The 16828-nt window shown below is 67.0% G+C and carries 16 protein-coding genes; 4 read left to right on the top strand and 12 right to left on the bottom strand.

What is annotated here, in order from left to right:
- Positions 1-4: 4 nt before the first annotated feature.
- The 7 genes from BJP62_RS15570 to BJP62_RS15540 form a co-directional block, all read right to left on the bottom strand.
- The gene (locus BJP62_RS15570; RefSeq protein WP_070531069.1) at positions 5-469 is read right to left on the bottom strand and encodes a hypothetical protein; all 465 of its coding nucleotides are present in this window, start codon (positions 467-469) and stop codon (positions 5-7) included.
- Between the two features lie 135 nt (positions 470-604).
- Entirely contained in the window at positions 605-2407 is a 1803-nt protein-coding gene (aspS, locus tag BJP62_RS15565) for an aspartate--tRNA ligase (RefSeq protein WP_070531067.1), read from the bottom strand.
- A gap of 27 nt (positions 2408-2434) precedes the next feature.
- On the bottom strand, positions 2435-3115 hold the full coding sequence (locus tag BJP62_RS15560) for a DUF502 domain-containing protein (protein WP_205701033.1): 681 nt from the start codon (positions 3113-3115) through the stop codon (positions 2435-2437).
- A 10-nt stretch (positions 3116-3125) separates the two neighbouring features.
- Positions 3126-3362: an FmdB family zinc ribbon protein gene (locus BJP62_RS15555; protein WP_070531066.1), complete on the bottom strand. Its 237-nt coding sequence runs from the start codon at positions 3360-3362 to the stop codon at positions 3126-3128.
- A 110-nt stretch (positions 3363-3472) separates the two neighbouring features.
- Positions 3473-4153: a Fe2+-dependent dioxygenase gene (locus BJP62_RS15550; RefSeq protein WP_070531064.1), complete on the bottom strand. Its 681-nt coding sequence runs from the start codon at positions 4151-4153 to the stop codon at positions 3473-3475.
- Between the two features lie 84 nt (positions 4154-4237).
- Complete coding sequence (locus BJP62_RS15545) at positions 4238-6409, bottom strand: TonB-dependent siderophore receptor (RefSeq protein ID WP_070531062.1); 2172 nt, start codon at positions 6407-6409, stop codon at positions 4238-4240.
- Between the two features lie 149 nt (positions 6410-6558).
- The gene (locus tag BJP62_RS15540; protein ID WP_070531061.1) at positions 6559-7266 is read right to left on the bottom strand and encodes an energy transducer TonB; all 708 of its coding nucleotides are present in this window, start codon (positions 7264-7266) and stop codon (positions 6559-6561) included.
- A 203-nt stretch (positions 7267-7469) separates the two neighbouring features.
- Here BJP62_RS15540 and BJP62_RS15535 point away from each other — a divergent pair, with 203 nt between their 5' ends.
- On the top strand, positions 7470-9083 hold the full coding sequence (locus BJP62_RS15535) for a methyl-accepting chemotaxis protein (RefSeq protein ID WP_070531059.1): 1614 nt from the start codon (positions 7470-7472) through the stop codon (positions 9081-9083).
- Positions 9058-9648, top strand: coding sequence for a DNA-3-methyladenine glycosylase I (locus BJP62_RS15530; RefSeq protein WP_236943616.1), 591 nt, complete (start codon positions 9058-9060; stop codon positions 9646-9648). Before BJP62_RS15535 ends, BJP62_RS15530 begins: the two co-directional genes overlap by 26 nt.
- Before the next feature lie 6 nt (positions 9649-9654).
- Here BJP62_RS15530 and BJP62_RS15525 read toward each other — a convergent pair whose 3' ends face one another.
- The 4 genes from BJP62_RS15525 to BJP62_RS15510 form a co-directional block, all read right to left on the bottom strand.
- Complete coding sequence (locus BJP62_RS15525) at positions 9655-10137, bottom strand: DUF1993 family protein (RefSeq protein WP_145927231.1); 483 nt, start codon at positions 10135-10137, stop codon at positions 9655-9657.
- A 22-nt stretch (positions 10138-10159) separates the two neighbouring features.
- Positions 10160-10522: a DUF2784 domain-containing protein gene (locus BJP62_RS15520; protein ID WP_070531055.1), complete on the bottom strand. Its 363-nt coding sequence runs from the start codon at positions 10520-10522 to the stop codon at positions 10160-10162.
- A 107-nt stretch (positions 10523-10629) separates the two neighbouring features.
- Complete coding sequence (locus tag BJP62_RS15515; protein ID WP_070531053.1) at positions 10630-11604, bottom strand: hypothetical protein; 975 nt, start codon at positions 11602-11604, stop codon at positions 10630-10632.
- Between the two features lie 168 nt (positions 11605-11772).
- Complete coding sequence (locus BJP62_RS15510; protein ID WP_205700912.1) at positions 11773-13041, bottom strand: GDSL-type esterase/lipase family protein; 1269 nt, start codon at positions 13039-13041, stop codon at positions 11773-11775.
- A 435-nt stretch (positions 13042-13476) separates the two neighbouring features.
- Between BJP62_RS15510 and BJP62_RS15505 the strand changes: the two genes are divergently transcribed.
- On the top strand, positions 13477-14640 hold the full coding sequence (locus BJP62_RS15505; RefSeq protein ID WP_070531052.1) for a serine hydrolase: 1164 nt from the start codon (positions 13477-13479) through the stop codon (positions 14638-14640).
- Here BJP62_RS15505 and BJP62_RS15500 read toward each other — a convergent pair.
- Entirely contained in the window at positions 14628-15554 is a 927-nt protein-coding gene (locus tag BJP62_RS15500) for a LysR family transcriptional regulator (protein ID WP_145927230.1), read from the bottom strand. The genes BJP62_RS15505 and BJP62_RS15500 overlap by 13 nt on opposite strands.
- A gap of 108 nt (positions 15555-15662) precedes the next feature.
- Between BJP62_RS15500 and BJP62_RS15495 the strand changes: the two genes are divergently transcribed.
- Entirely contained in the window at positions 15663-16661 is a 999-nt protein-coding gene (locus BJP62_RS15495; protein WP_070531048.1) for an NAD(P)-dependent alcohol dehydrogenase, read from the top strand.
- Positions 16662-16828: the final 167 nt, after the last annotated feature.

The following is a 16828-nucleotide window of genomic DNA, read 5'->3' as shown; positions in this document are numbered from 1 at the left end:
CTGTTCACCCCTCGCCGGGGAAGGCGAAATACTGGACCGCGGCGAGTCCGCGTGACAGGTAGCCGCCCAGCCAGCTCGCTTCGAGCTTGACGTGCTGGATCAGCGCGACGACGTGGCGCGGGTCGGTATTGGTCGCGAACCACAGCTCCTTGCGCCAGACGCAGCCATCGTCGCCGACGACCTCGATGCCCGGCGTCAGTTCGTCGCGCGACCTGCCGCGCCGGGCATAACCGATCGCGGCCAGCAGCTTGCCGAACTCGTCGTGGGTCTGGTCGACCTCGATGACGAAGGCCGCCATCCCCGGCGAGAGCTGCTGCATGTTGACGTAGGCCTGGGTGTCCAGACTGGCGCGGCGGCTGATTTCGGCAATGCATGCCGGGCACGGGAAGGCGACCCGGATTAGGAAGGCTTCGTGCTGCTCGAAGGCGTGTGCCAGCGGTTGCAGGGTATGACCACAGCGGTAAGTCACATGACTATTCAACCGGTCCATTTTCCGCACCAAACCAACAAATAAGTAAGATTTTGTTAATTTACCGGAAAATGCCGGCAAAAGAAAAGGCGCCCCGACGGGCGCCTTTTCGACTGTTGCACGATACGGAACGGATTACGCCGTTTGCACCGGGTTGCGCAGCCGGATGTGCAGCTCGCGCAGCTGCTTCTCGTCGACCGCGTTCGGCGCGTTCGTCAGCAGGCACTGGGCACGCTGGGTCTTCGGGAAGGCGATCACGTCGCGGATCGACTCGGCGCCGGTCATCAGCGTGACCAGACGGTCGAGGCCGAAGGCCAGGCCGCCGTGCGGCGGTGCGCCGAACTTGAGGTTGTCGAGCAGGAAGCCGAACTTGTTCTGCGCTTCTTCCTCGCCGATGCCGAGCGCGTCGAACACCGTCGACTGCACGTCGGCCTGGTGGATACGCACCGAACCGCCGCCCATTTCCCAGCCGTTCAGCACCATGTCGTAGGCACGCGCCTTGCAGGCACCCGGATCGGTCTTCAGCAGCTCGAGGTGCTCGGCCTTCGGCGAGGTGAACGGGTGGTGGCAGGCGTTCCAGCGCTTGCCGTCTTCGTCGTACTCGAACATCGGGAAGTCGACGACCCACAGCGGCTTCCATTCCTTCTTGAAGTAGCCACCGGCCTCGCCCTTCTCGTGACCGATCTTGATGCGCAGAGCGCCGATCGCCTCGTCGACGACCTTGCGCTTGTCGGCGCCGAAGAAAATGATGTCGCCGTTCTGCGCGCCGGTGCGCTCGATGATCGCCTTCAGCGCGTCGTTGCTGAGGAACTTGACGATCGGCGCCTGCAGGCCCGAGTTGTCCGGGTCGTTGCTGATGTTGGCAACATCGTTGACCTTGATGTAGGCCAGGCCCTTGGCACCGTAGATGCCGACGAACTGCGTGTACGCGTCGATTTCCGAACGGCTGAACGTCGCGCCGCCCGGGATGCGCAGGCCGACGACGCGGCCATTATCCATGTCGGCGGCGCCGCGGAAGACCTTGAACTCCTCGGTCTTCATCACGTCGGTCAGTTCGGTGAACTTGAGGTCGACACGCAGGTCCGGCTTGTCCGAACCGTAGTAGAACATCGCGTCGTCGAACTGCATGCGCGGGAACTCGCCGAGGTCGACGCCGATCGCTTCCTTGAAGACGTGGCGGGCCATTTCCTCGGTGATGCCCATGATCTCGGCCTCGTTCAGGAACGAGGTCTCGATATCGATCTGGGTGAATTCGGGCTGACGGTCGGCGCGCAGGTCCTCGTCGCGGAAGCACTTGGTGATCTGGTAGTAGCGGTCGAAGCCGGCGACCATCAAGAGCTGCTTGAACAGCTGCGGCGATTGCGGCAGCGCGAAGAACTGGCCGTCGTGCACGCGGCTCGGCACGAGGTAGTCGCGCGCCCCCTCGGGGGTCGAGCGCGTCAGCATCGGGGTTTCGATGTCGATGAAGCCCTTGCTGTCGAGGAAGTTGCGCACCAGCAGCGCCACCTTGTAGCGCAGGCGCAGGTTCTTCTGCATCGCCGGGCGGCGCAGGTCGATCACGCGGTTCTGCAACCGGACGTTCTCCGACAGGTTTTCATCGTCGATCTGGAACGGCGGCGTGTCGGCCTTGTTGAGGATCACGATGTCCTTGGCCAGCACTTCGATCTGGCCCGAGATCATCTTGGCATTGGTCGTGCCTTCCGGACGGTTGCGGACAAGACCGGTGATCTGCAGCACGTATTCGCTGCGCGACGAGTCGGCGAGCTTGAACGCTTCGGGGGTATCCGGGTCGATCACGACCTGGACGATGCCTTCGCGGTCGCGCAGGTCGATGAAGATCACGCCGCCGTGGTCGCGACGACGGTGGGCCCAGCCCTGGAGCACGACGGTCTGGCCAAGGTAACGCTGGTCGATCAAGCCGCAGTAATCGGTACGCATTGAAGTCTAGTCCTTGATGGTATTGAGTCAGGCCACAGGCTGGGCTGCGGCGGTCGGCGCGGCGACGGGCTTGCCGTTCGGGGAAACCACGCCGAGGGAAATCACATACTTGAGCGCTTCGTCGACGCTCATGTCGAGTTCGTGCACGGCGGATTTCTGCGCCATGAACAGGAAGCCCGACGTCGGGTTCGGCGTTGTCGGCACGAAGACCGAGATCATTTCGTGGCCGAGCTTGTCGGCGATTTCGCCGCCGACCTGGCTGGTCACGAAGCCGACCGCCCAGGTGCCCTGGTGCGGAAACTGCACCAGCACCGCGGTCCGGAACGCCTGGCCGGAATCGGAGAACAGCGTGTCCGACACCTGCTTCACGCTCGAATAGATCGAACGGACAATGGGAATGCGGTTGAGCACCCATTCGCCGAGCAGCAGCAGTTGCCGGCCGATGATGTTGTGGGCGATCAGGCCGGTGATCAGCACCACCACCGCGGTCAGCACCACGCCAAAGCCCGGGATCGCGTGCTTGTCGGCCAGCCACGGCAGGTCGTTGGACAGCCGCTGCAGCAGCCAGTAGTCGGGGCGCATCGGCGTCGGCAACAGCTCGCCGATCTGATCCATCGTGCCGATGATCAGTTGCAGCACCCAGATGGTGATCGCCAGCGGCACCCAGATCAGCACGCCGGTCAGCAGGTATTTTTTCAGGCTGGCCATCATGTCCGTATCAGTGGGCGTGGCCACAGTTGCCCGAACCGCAGGCGCCGCCGGACGGTGCCGGGCCGTTCTTGAAATCGGTCACGTAATAGCCCGAGCCCTTGAGCTGGAAACCGGCAGCGGTGACCTGTTTCTGGTAAGTCCGGGCGTGGCAGCTCGGGCATTGCTCGAGCGGCGCATCGGCCATTTTCTGCATGTGTTCGCCGTCGTGACCGCAGGACGAGCAGCGGTAAGCATAAATCGGCATGTTCAGCCCTCCGCAAACAAACCGGAGAGTATACCGCAAGCGCCGGCGCACTGGCGGGCGGGCGCCCTGCCTGCGGCATCAAAGGCCCGGCGGCGCCGGTGCCCCGCCGCTCAGACCTCGACCCATTGCCGCAGCAGGTTGTGGTAGACGTTGGTCAGGCCGACCGCGGCCGCATCCTCGCCATGACGGTTGCGGATGTCGCGGATATTGGTGTCGAGGTCGAACAGAAGGCCGCGCTGCGCGTCGTCGCGCACCATGCTCTGCACCCAGAAGAACGCGACCATGCGCGCGCCGCGCGTCACCGGCTCGACCCGGTGCAGGCTGGTCGACGGATAGAGGATCAGGTCGCCGGCGGCGAGCTTGACCGCGTGCAGGCCGTAGGTGTCCTCGATCACCAGATCGCCGCCGTCGTACTCGTCGGGGTCGGTGAAGAACAGCGTCGCCGACAGGTCGGTACGGACCCACTCGCCGGTGCCGGGCATCGTCCGGACCGCGTTGTCGACGTGGTTGCCGAAGTGCATTCCGCCTTCGTGGTAGTTGAACTGCGGCGGCACGACCTTCTTCGGCAGCGCGGCCGAGAAGAACACGCCGTTCTGCTCGAGCGCCCGCAGGATCACATTGGCGACGTCCTGCGACACCGGGTCTTCGGTCGGCAGTTGCAGGTTGCGCTTGACCTGTGCCGACTGCGTGCCCGAGGTGATGCGGCCGTCGACCCAGCCGGCACCGGCCAGCCGTTCGCGGCACGCCAGCGCGGTTTCGCGGTCGAGGACGTTCGGGATGTGCAGCAGCATGATGATTCCTTGAATGAAAAACCGCCGCACCCTTGCGAGCGCGGCGGCGATGGTCACGATTATATCAACCGCAGACCTTTCACATTAAAAGCGGTAGGTACCGCTCAGATGCGCATAGCGGGTGTTGCCCGGCACGATGTGACCGCCGTAGACGCTGTCGTAGTAGGTCTTGTCGAACAGGTTGTAGACGTTCAGCTGCACGCTGTAGTCGCGGTAGTTCCACTCGACCATCGCGTCCCAGCGCACATAGCTCGGCACCACGGTGGTGTTGAGGTTGTTGGCGTAGCGCTCGCCGATCGCGTTGGCGCCGAAACCGGCCTTCCAGAACGTGTCGATCTGGTAGGTCGTCCACAGGCTTGCGGTGTAGTCCGGCGTGTTCAGCGGCGTCTTGCCCTTCTCGGCCGCAATCGCGGTTTCGGTGATCTCGGCGTCCATCCATGCCCAGCCGGCGAACACGTTCCACTTTTCGGTGATCCGGCCGGCGACTTCGACTTCGAGGCCGTCGGTCGTGCGCTTGCCCGACAGCACATAGCGGTCGCTGACCAGCGGGTCGGTGTTGCGCTCGTTGTACTTCTCGGTGCGGAACAGCGCGGTGCGCAGGCTCAGGTCGCCTTCGAACAGCTCCCACTTGGCGCCGAGTTCGTAGTTGCGGTTGGACTCCGGCGGCGTGTTGGCGCCCTTCGGATCGAGCGAGTACGCCTCGGCCGACGGGTTGAACGAGGTGCCGTACGACACGTAGTACGACTGGATCGCGTCCGGCTGGTAGATCAGGCCGGTACGCCAGCTCCACTCGCTGTCGGTGCGCTTGACGTTGGTCGTCGTCTTGGTCGCGAAGGTCTTGGTGTCGTAGTCGGCGTCGAGGTAGTCCCAGCGTGCGCCGATCAGGAACTTCCATTGCGGCGTCAGCGCAATGAAGTCCTGCAGGTAGACGGCGACGTTGTTCGAATCGAACTGCACGTTGGTCGTGTAGTTCTTGATCGGTGCCGGCATGGCCGGGTGGTTGTTCGGGTTGCCGACGGTCGCCGGCGGCGGTGCCACGACGTTACCCCAGCGGGTGGTTTCCGACGTTTCGCGCGTCAGCTCGAGGCCGGCGAGCACCTGGTGGCGGATCGTGCCGGTATCGAAGTTGAACGTCGCGTCGGTGACGTTGGTCAGGATCTCGTCGAGCCCTTCACGACCGCCGTTGCGCGAGCGCGTGACCAGCGAGTTGTCGGTGACGTTGGCGGCGGTCACGCCGCTGCCCATGCGCGGCGGGCTCGGCCAGATCTCGCGCCAGTAGCGGCCGTAACGGGTGTTGTTGGTAACCTTGATGTCCGGCGTGAACTGGTGCGAGACCTTGGCGCTGACGACGTCGGTCTTGGTGTCCTCGTAGTCCCACTCGGGCAGGCCGTAGTAGGTCTTCGGGTCGACCGGCAGCGGCCGGCCGATGCCGTCGGTGCCGCGCAGGTACGGCACGCCGTAGTCGGGGATGTTGTTTTCCTGCATGTGGAAGTACGAGAACGTGACTTCGGTCGGCTCGCCGATGCCGAAAGTCACCGACGGCGCCACGCCCCAGCGCTTGGCTTCGCCGCCGTCGCGGGTCGATTCGCTGTCCTGGCCCATCAGGTTGATGCGCAGGCCGGCGGTGTCGCTCAGGCCCTTGTTGATGTCGCCCTCGAAGCGGTAGTAATCCTCGGTACCGATGCCCAGCGTCACCGAGCTGGCGTCGCTCTGGAACGGCGTCTTGCTGACCTGGTTGATCACGCCGCCGGTCGAGCCGCGGCCGTAGATCATCGACGACGGGCCGCGCAGCACTTCGACGCGGTCGATGTTGAAGGTGTCGCGGTTGTACTGGCCGGTGTCGCGGATATTGTCGAGGAAGAGGTCGGTTGTCGCGGAGAAGCCGCGCAGCGAGATCGCATCGCCCGAGCGGCCGTTTTCGCCGGCGGTGAACGTCACGCCGGCGACGTTGCGCAGCGCGTCCTTCAGGTTGTTCGCGCCCTGGTCGTTCATGATTTCGCGCGTCACGCTGGTCGTCGACTGCGGGATGTCGCGCGCGGCCTGCGCGGTGCGGCCGACGGTGGTGACCGGCGCGTTGTAGGTGTCGGCGGTGCCCTTCGGGTCGCCCTTGCGATCGGCGGTGACCTGCACCGTCGACAGCGTCGTGTCTGCGGCCTGCGCCATGCCGGCCGCGCCGACGACCGATGCGAACGCGGCCGCGACCGGAACCTTGGCAAGATGCCGGACCGGGCTCTTGCTGCGGTTGATTTCCCTCATTTCGTATTGCCCCACTGGTATTGATTTATGGTTTTGGTGATGTCGTGACCGGTACGAGAGCGCCGGCCAGCCCGCTTTCAGGACAACGTCCTGCCGTGCGGGCAAAGCAAAGCCCCGCCCATGCGGACGGGGCTTTGCGGGTACGGTGATCAGTTGTTGAGCTTGAACTCGATCGGCACCAGCACGGTGCCGACGACGGCGTCATTGCCCTTCTTGGCCGGAACGAACTTCCAGCGGTTCTTGATGGTGTTTCTCGCGACTGCGTCGAGCCGCGGGAAGCCGCTCGACTTGGCGACTTCGACCGAGATCGGCAGGCCGTTCTCGCCGACCTTCACCCGCAGCGTCACCACCCCCTCCTCGCCGAGCGCGCGCGATTGCGGCGGATACGGCGGCTCGGGATTGGCCAGATAGTTGGCATGGAACGACGGCGCGGTCTCGCTGACCGGTGCTGCAGCGGCGGCGGGCGCCGTGGCCTTTTCGGGCGCCGCCGGTACGGCCGGTGCCGCGGGTTCGGCCGCTTTCGCCGCTTCCGGCTCGGCCGGGCGGCTGTCGTGCAGCGCCTTGTCGCTGGTCGTCGTCTTGGCGACCGGCTTGGGTGCGGGCTTGGCCTGCTGCTTGACCGGCTCGGACTTGGGCTTGACCGGCCGGGGCTTGGGCTGCGGCTGCGGCGCGGCCTGCGGCGCGGCTTCGGGCGCCGGCTCGCTCAGCGTCGCGAACATCAGCGACGGCTGGATGATCTGCGGCGGCGTCGTCGCGACGAAGCTGCTGACGACAAGGTAGAGCGCCAGCAGATGCACGCCGGCCACGCCGACCAGCACCGGGCTGGCGCGCCAGCTGAAATCGTTATTGAGAACCATTCGCGCATGATATTGAGAAAAGCTATCATTTTCAAGATCAACCGCGGCAGACTTACACCCCCGGCGCAACGGAGCCAAGAAGCCCGCGATGGCGATTTCGCCCGTCGTTTCGGCTTTCCGACCCGTTCCCGTCTCAATTTCGGCTCGTTTGTGCCGATAAGGGAGGGCAGCGCGCCGTTGCCCAACCAGTAAGGAAAGCCACCATGAATATCGGACAGAGGCTGATCGCCCTGATCATCGCCGCCATCGCCGCGCTCGTCATCGTCGGCGTTGCCGGCACCGTCGTCCTCAGGCAGATCGAAACCAGCGTCGCCCTGCTCGTCGACGATGCGTTCGACGGCCTGAACAAGGGCAACGACATCAACAACAACTACAAGATCGAGCAGATCCTCGTCGCGCAGTACATTGTCGAGCAGAACCCGGACGCCCGTGCAAAGCTCGCCGACGAAATCGGCAAGCGCCGTGCGGCGATCGACCAGATCAACGCCGAATACGAAAAGGTCCACAGCGACAGCGAGGACCGGCAACGCTTCGCCGAATTCAAGACCACGCTGCAATCGTTCCACACGATCTACGACGACATCCTCGCCAAGTCCAGGGCCGGCGACACCGCCGACGCGCAGGCGCAGATCGCCCATCAGGGCCGCGATGCCGCGATCGCGACCGAGAAGGCGCTGGCCGCGATCCACGCGCACAACCAGCACGAGGCCAGGGTGCAGCAGGACGCGATCCTCGCCAGCGAGGCCACCGCCCGCAACGTGATGATCGGCACCATCGCCGTCGCCGCGATCGCACTCGCCATTTTCGGCGCCCTGCTCTACCGCTCGATCCGCCAGCCGCTGCTGGCGATGCAGCAGACCGTGGGCGAGATCGAGGCCAGCCTCGACTTCACCCGCCGCGTGCCGGTGCGCGGCAATGACGAGATCGCCCAGACCGTCACCGCCTTCAACCGCCTGCTCGACCGCACCCGCCAGAGCCTGAAGGACATGTCGGGCCATATCCGCACCATCGGCGGCGCCACCGGCGAGGTGTCGCGCGCGGCCAGCAGCATGTCGCAGAACGCCGGCAGCACCAGCGAAGCGGCCTCGAGCATGGCGGCGACGGTCGAGGAAGTCACCGTCAGCATCGGCCATATCGCCGACCGCGCGTCCGAGGCCGACCAGATTTCGCGCGAATCGGGCCGCCAGGCCGGCACCGGCGCGCAGGTGATCGACGCCAGCGTCACGCGCATCGACGCGATCTCGGGCACCGTGCGCGAAGCGGCCGGCGAGATCGACGCGCTGAAGGAAAAGAGCGCCGACATCAACGCCGTCGTCGGCGTGATCAAGGACATCGCCGACCAGACCAACCTCCTGGCGCTGAATGCGGCGATCGAAGCGGCGCGCGCCGGCGAAACCGGCCGCGGCTTTGCCGTCGTCGCCGACGAGGTGCGCAAGCTCGCCGAACGCACCGCGGTGTCGACGCGCGAGATCTCGAGCACCGTCGCCGCGATCCAGCAGGGTGCGCTGGCCGCGGTCGAACGGATGAGCGCCGTGGTCACCGAGGTCGAAGGCGCCGTCGCACAGGCGCGCGAAGCCGGCACGGCGATCGGCGCGATCCGCAGCGGCTCGAGCGCGGTGGTCGAACACGTCGCCGACATCAGCGGCGCGATCCGCGAGCAGAGCGCCGCAAGCAACAATATCGCCCAACTGGTCGAGCGGATTGCACAGATGTCCGAAGCGAGCAGCAGCGCCGCGCAGCAGACCGCCAGCTCGGCGCGCGAACTCGACCGGCTGGCCGGGGAGATGAACCGTGAAGTCGAACGTTATCGTCTGTGACGACGGCCGGCCGCGCTGCGGCTGGCTGTCGACCGACCCGCTCTATATCGCCTACCACGACGACGAGTGGGGCGTGCCCTGCCATGACGAGCGCACGCTGTTCGAGATGCTCTGCCTCGAGGGCATGCAGGCCGGGCTGTCGTGGCTGACGGTGCTGAAGAAGCGCGACGGCTACCGCCGCGCTTTCTGCAATTTCGACGCCGCAGCGATCGCCGCGTTCACGCCGGACGATGTCGAGCGGCTGGTGCTCGATGCGGGCATCATCCGCCATCGCGGCAAGATCGAGGCCATCATCGGCAACGCCCGGGTGCTGCTGGACCTGCACGCGCAAGGCGAGACGCTGGCCCGCATCGTCTGGGACGTCGTCGGCGGCCGCACCAAGGTCAACGCGCCGGCCGCGCTGGCCGAGGTGCGGGCAAGCACGATGGAGTCGGACCTGCTGTCGAAGCGGCTGAAGAAACTCGGTTTCCGCTTCGTCGGCAGCACGACCTGCTATGCGTTCATGCAGGCCTGCGGCCTGGTCGACGACCATGTGCAGGGCTGCTGCAAGGCATCGCCGCGCTGACCGCGCCTAGCGCGGATAGGCGTGGAAGCCGTCGAAGTCGCCCTTGCCGACCGCTACCCCACGGCTGCGCAGGATCGCGTATGCGGTCGTGAGGTGGAAGAAGAAGTTCGGCAGCGCGTACTGGCACAGGAAATCGGCGGCCGGCAGCACGACCGTCGCCTGCCCGGCGCCGTCCTCGATCACCCGGCCGGCGTCGAACTCGTCCGGCGCCAGCGATTCGACCAGCGCCTTGGCGTGTGCGATCCGCGCCAGCAATCCTTCAACGCTCTGCGGCATTTCCCCCAGGTCCGGCACCGGTTTGCCGGCGAGCGGAAAACACGCACGCGGCGCGAAGTTTGCGGCTATCGCGACCTGCGAGCGGAACGGGTGCATGTCGGGAGCCAGGCGCGCGTCGAGCAGCGCCGGATCGACGCCGGCGACGATGGCGGCCAGCCGGTCGAGATAGCGGACGAAGACGGGTACCGAGGCTTGATGGAGGCTTAGGGGCATGGGCATTCCGGATGCGGCGGGTTCAGCGGCGCCGACGCGCGAACAGCCACACGTAGATCGCGACATTGACCAGCACGACGATGCCGGCCAGCAGCGATTGTACATCCCGCGTCAGCCCGGCCGGGTAGATCAGCGGCAGCAGGTAATGCTCGATAAAGCTCCCGCTGTAGCCGACCTGGCCGGCGCGCGCGCGCAGCGCGTTCTCGAGCGGGGTCAGCGGGCAGATGCGGCCGGTCAGTTCGACGAAGAAGCCCCAGGCCGCGGCCGGCAGATGGACCAGCGGCGCCCAGCGCCAGCGCAAGGCGAACAGCCCGCCGAACAGCGCGAACACGATGAACGCCAGATGGATCAGCAGTACGGCGTCGGCCAGAAGGCGGAACAGCATGGGTGCGGCAAGCTCCTGGCGAGCGGATCAGCTATCAGGATAGGCGCGGCATCGGCCGCTGCCCGGCCCACTGCGCCGATCCGGCAGCACGCCGGTCTCGCCCGCGGTCAGTGGGTGGGGCCGGCCGGCACCAGCATCGCCAGCAGGTCGCGGTTCAGGCCCTCGTGCGCCCAGCGGTAGTACTGGTGGTGCAGCTTGCAGTGCTCGAGCGCGTCGCCGAGATTGCCCTGTGCCTCGTTGATTCTGGCGAGCTGGGCATGGATGTCCATCAGCGTGTGCGCGATACCCATGGCTTCGCCGATCTCGCGCGCGGCATGCAGCGCGGCCAGCGCGCCGCGGCCGTCGTGCAGCCGTGCGCGCAGCCTGCCCAGCTGCAGCAGCGCGAACGCACGGACCCAGTGGTTGTTGGCGCCGTCGGCCAGCGCCAGCGCGATCTCGAGTCCGCGTCCGGCCTCGCGCAGCCGGTTGCCCGCCTGCGCGACGATGGCGGCATAGACCTGCCATTCGGCCTCGAACGGCCTGCCCGGCGTTGCCGCGATCAGCCGCGCCGCGTCGGCGAGCGTCGCCGCCATCTCGTCGTAACGGCCCAGCGCATTGAGGCTGGCGACGACATTGAGCGCCACCATCGCCTGCAGCCGGCTGTCGCCGGCGGCATTGGCCGCGCTCAGCGCCGAGGCGTTGTAGCCCAGCGCCGCGTCGGCGCCACCGAGGGCCTGGCAGACGCGCCCGAGGCCGAGCAGCGCCTCGCTCGTCGCCAGCGCGTCGTTTGCAGCCAGCGGCAGCGCCAGCTGCCACGCCTGCAGCGCGGCGGCGTAATCGGCATGGGCGTAGTGGATGGCTGCGGCGCCAAGCTGCAAGCGGCAGCGCAGGACGGTATCGCCGCTGCCGAGCAGGCCGTCGGCCTCGGCGTAGGCGTTCAGCGCCGACTGCGGCTGCCACAGCGCCTCGAGGCAGCGGCCACGTTCGATCAGCCGCGCCGCGTGCAGCTGCGGCGCCTCGGGCCGCGTCAGCAGCCGGTCGATCTCGGCGAGCTGCCGCCCCGGTTGCAGATACCACGCGGCGGATTCGGCGGCGAAGGACATGGCGGCATTCCGGTCAGGAGAAACGGCCACTATAGGGACGGCGCCCGCCCGCGTCACCGGCCCAAGCCGTGCGCCTGTCCGGCCGATCCGGCCGTACGGAAGATACCGCGCCGTCTTGAAAAAAAGGCGGGTCGACGACCCGCCCAAGAGAGGACGAAGCGATGCGGATCAGCGCCAGAGGCCGAGTCCGTCGATGGCCGAGACGAGCTTGGCCGAAATGGCCTGATGGTCGCGGACCGACGGGTGCCAGCCGCAACCGAGACTGTCGAGGCCGTCGTAGTAGAAGTAGCTGATCTTCTGGTCGCCGCCAGCCTTGGCTTCGGCAACGACTTCCTGCGCGACTTCCTGCAGCTTGTTGTCCGGCCAGAGGTAGGTGGCGCTGACGATCACGTGCACGTTGCCGTACTGGCCGCGCAGCTTGTCGATGAAGCCGCGGTAAGCCGACTTGTAGGCGGTGCGCAGCGTTTCCGGCGTGTAGGCCTCGCCGGCGCCGACCGCGGTCGAGAAGTCGTTGATGCCGAGGCCGACGACGACGAGCTGCGGCTTCCAGTTGCCCGGATTGGTCCAGACGTTGCCGGCGACACCGGTCAGCGCGCGGTCGTAGAAGGTCCGGTAATTGACGCTGGCGATATTGCCGCCGTAGTTGCGCACCATGCCGAGCCCCGAGTAACCGTTGATCTGGTAGGCCGCGCCGTAGTGCCTGGCGGTCAGCGCGCCGAACGAGACGTCGGCGTTCGAGAAACCGGCGACCTCTTCCTCGGTGCAGTCCTTGCGGCCCGATTCGGCGCCCAGACCGGCCGTATACGAATCACCGATGAACTCGATCTGACGGGTCGGCGAGGCGGGTGGCGCCAGCAACTGCCCGCCCGGAGCGGCAACCAGGCCACCGAAACTTCCGGGCGTGTTGACCGGCGGAACCGCATCGGGCGATCCGGTGAGTTCGCCGCGCAAGGACACGCGCACGCTGTGCTCGCCGTTGGCCAGCCCACTGATCCAGTAGGTGGTCTTGCCCGGCTTGACGACCTTGGCCCTGGGCTGGCCGTCGATCTCGACGTTGTACTGGCCGAAAGCATCGTCGAACACGAGGCCGACCCCGGTGCCGCGGAAGCGGCCTTCGAAGTAGACGCCCGGCCAGCTGTACGACACGCGATCCGGCGCGTCGGCCTGGACCCGGCCGCCGACATTGAGCTGCGCCGCCACCGGCTGCGGTTCGGCCGGGCAGGCGCCGAGCGACTTCCACACATCCCACTGGCCGGAGCGGGCCGGGTTCTCGCCCTGCGTCCACCAGCGCGCCTCGAAGCGCTTTGCGTCATGGCTGACGCGCTGGCCGCCGGTATACACCTTGCTCTTGTCCCACGCCGGCTCGCAGGCCGATTCGGCCCAGGCGGCCGCGCTGCTGCCGATCAGGCCGGCGACCACACACAACATCAGTTTCATGCTTGTCTCCTCGTTGTTGTCGGGCGCACGTCGATAGCAATAGCGAAAATCGATCACAAAATTTCGATTGTCGATGACTAATAGGCAATACCAATCGCGTACCGGCGGCGCTTGAATCCGCTTGAAATCGGATCAAACCGGCAGAGCGGACAATACCGTTTCTGCCGACCGGGAAAATCTATAGTTAAAAACTATCGCAGTCAAACCACATGGCAAGCGCGGCAAAAACTGCGACAGTGCGCGGGTACGGTGACAACGGGGCGGCCGTTTCCGCAGCCCTCATTGATCCGGCCCGCCCGGATTGCGGGGCGGGCACGGAACGGCTATCCAGTACAAGCTGGCCAGGCGTGCCCAACGCAGCAGCGCTGCCGCCAGCAGGATTTGCCCGCGACGGGAAGTACCGGGCAGTAGCCGCTTTCAACCGAAGGACACGCGATGGACCGCCTTGCCGCCGACACCCTGCTGTCTGCCCGCCTTGATGCCGTAATCGACGGCGCGATCGACGACAAACGCATCGTCGGCACCGTGGTGCTGGTCGCGCGCGGCGGCGAAACGCTGTACCGGCGCGCGGCCGGCTTTGCCGATCGCGAAAGCGGGCTGGCCATGCAGGGCGACGCGCTGTTCCGGCTGGCATCGCTGACCAAGCCGGTCGTCAGCACCGCGGCGCTGGCGCTGGTCGAGCGGGGCCGGCTGTCGCTGCATGCGCCGCTGGGCGACGTGATGCCCGAGTTCAGCCCGCGCCTGCCAAGCGGCGCGCCGGCAACGGTGACCGTCCACCACCTGCTGACGCACACCGCCGGCTTCAGCTACGGTTTCTTCGAGGCCGCCGACGGCCCCTACCACCGCGCCGGGATCTCGGACGGGCTCGATGCGCCCGGCCTCGGCATGGCCGAGCAGCTGCGGCGCATCGCCGGCGTGCCGCTGCTGTTTGCGCCCGGCAGCCGCTGGCGCTATTCGGTCGGCACCGACGTGCTCGGCGCGGTCATCGCCCGCGTGACCGGACAAACGCTGCCCGATGCCGTCGCCACGCTGGTGACCGGGCCGCTGGGGATGGACGACACCGCTTTTGCGGTGCGCGACCACGCGCGGCTGGCAACGCCGTACGCCGACGGCAGCCCCGGATCGCCGCCGGTGCGGATGGACGGGCACACGATCGTGCCCTTCATCGACCCCGCGCTGGCCGGCATCTCGTTTGCACCGGATCGGGTCTTCGACCCGGCGTCGTTTCCGTCCGGCGGTGGCGGCATGGTCGGCAGCGCGGACGACTTCCTGCGCTTTCTCGAAAGCCTGCGCACCGACCGCAGCGTGATCTCGCCGGCGATGTCGCAGGCGCTGCGCAGCAACCAGACCGGCTCGCTGCTCATCGACACCCGCGGCCCTGGCTGGGGTTTCGGCTATGGCGGTTCGGTACTGCTCGACCCGGCTGCGGCGGCCAGCCCGCAATCGCCGGGAACGTGGCAATGGGGCGGTGCCTACGGCCACGGCTGGTTCGTCGACCCGGTCGAGCGGCTCACGGTGATCGCGCTGACCAATACCGCGGTCGAAGGCCTGAACGGCCGTTTCGGCATCGACCTCCGCAACGCCGTCTACGCCGGCTGATCCGGTCCGGCCAGCAGCGGCGGAATCCGCACCAGCAGCTCGTCGATCACCAGCCTCACCTTGTACGGCAGGTAGCGCGAAGCGGCCCGGACGATGTGCATGGGGAACGGCGTCGACCGGGTATCGGGCAGCACGTGGACCAGCGTGCCGGCGCGCAGGTGCTCGTCGGCCAGCCAGTACGGCAGCCGGGTCAGCCCGACGCCGGCAATCGCCGCCTCGGCCATCGCCTCGATGTCGTCGAAGCGCAGCCGCGGCCGGACCGGGCCGACCGTTTCGTTCCCCGCCGCATCGACGAAGCGCCATTGCGAACCGCGCGGATCGCGGCCGTAAACGATGCCGTCGTGAGCGGCGAGATCGGCCAGCGTCTGCGGCGTGCCGTGCGCGGCCAGGTAGGACGGCGCGGCACAGACGATCACGTGCTGAACGCCGAGATAGCGGCCGACCAGCGCCGTGCTGTCGGGCAATGCACCGCTGCGCACCGCCAGATCGAAGCCTTCTTCGATCAGGTCGCTGACGCGGTCGCTGAACGCGACGTCGAGTTCGAGCTTCGGATAACGCTGCGCCATCTCCAGCAGCACCGGCGCAACGCAGCGGCGGCCGAACAGCGACGGCAGCGTGAGCCGCAGGCGCCCCGCCGGTTCGCGCCGTCCGCGCTCGAGTTCGTCCTCGGCCGCCTCGAGCTCGCCCAGTGCGGCGAGGCAGCGCTCGTAAAAGAGCTGGCCGTCGTCGGTCAGGCTCTGGCTGCGCGTGGTGCGCTGGAACAACCGCGCGCCGATCCGCGCCTCGAGCCGGGCAATGCTCTTGCCGACGGCCGAGCGCGACAGATTCATCCGCTGCGCCGCGGCGCTGAAGCTGCCGGCCTCGACCGCGCAGACAAAAGCCGCCACGCCGGTCAGTCGATCAAATCCCGCCATCGCCATTGATTCCATATAGTCGCCAATAAGGTGAATATATGCCGCAACTGCAGATCAGTCATCGCCAATATGCTTCAGTCATCGCCACGGTGGCGCAGGAGAAACGACATGAAGCAATGGCAAATGAACGGTGTGGGTCTGGATCAACTGGCACTGGTCGAGACCGACATTCCGCAGCCCGGCCCCGGCGAGGTGCTGGTCAGGGTTGCAGCGGTGTCGCTCAACTATCGCGACAAGATGGTGATCGAGACCGGCATGGGTTATCCGCTCTCGTTCCCGCTGGTACCGGGCTCGGACATGGCCGGCAGCGTGGTCGCCACCGGCGACGGCGTAACCCGGGTGCAGGCCGGACAGCGCGTGATCAGCACCTTCTGGACGCACTGGATCGACGGCAAGGCGCCGACGCTGCCCGGCGCCGCCCTCGGCGGCCCGGCGCAGGGGACGCTGGCGCAGTACGTCGTGCTGCCGCAGGACCAACTGGTCGCCGCGCCGCAGACGCTGTCCGACCTCGAGGCCAGCACGCTGACCTGCGCCGCCTTGACCGCATGGTATGCACTGGTCGAGGAAGGCGGGCTGCGCGCCGGCCAGACCGTACTCGTGCAGGGCACCGGCGGCGTGGCGCTGTTCGGCGCGCAGATCGCGCTGGCGCACGGCGCCACGGTGGTCGCCACCTCAAGCAGCGAAGCCAAGCTCGACAAGGTCCGCGAACTGGGCGTGCAGCACGGCGTGCTGCGCGGCGAGGGCTGGACACAGCGCGTGCTCGACGCCACCGGCGGGCGCGGCGTCGACCAGCTGATCGCGCTCGGCGGCAGCGACCTCGGCGACGCGCTCGACGTGCTGGCGCCGGGTGGACGCGCGTCGGTGATTGGCCTTCTGGGCGGACCGCAGTTCAGCGGCTCGGTCGTGCCCTTCCTGCAACGGCGGCTGACGATCCAGGGCATCGGCGTCGGCCACCGCCGCGCGCTCGAGGACCTCGTCCGCGCGATCGACGCCAACGGCATCAAGCCGGTGATCGACACCGTCTACGGCATCGAGGATCTGCCGGCGGCGCTGGCCCATGTCGGCCGCGGCGCGTTCGGGAAGGTCGTCGTCCGCCTCGACCGCTGAAACGATCCCGTCAGGCGGCTGCGCCTGTTTCCTCCGTCCGATGCTCCGCCCCCGCAAGGGGGCTTCCTTCGGGGCGTCCTCATGGATGTCCATTCGCTGCGCTTCGGGCGGTGGCAGGCTCGTCCGCCTACTGGGACTGCTTTTGCAGCGCTATTTGCAGTTGCATC

This window comes from Jeongeupia sp. USM3, assembly GCF_001808185.1.
GTDB lineage: Bacteria > Pseudomonadota > Gammaproteobacteria > Burkholderiales > Chitinibacteraceae > Jeongeupia.
This window is presented reverse-complemented; position numbering and strand designations above follow the sequence as displayed.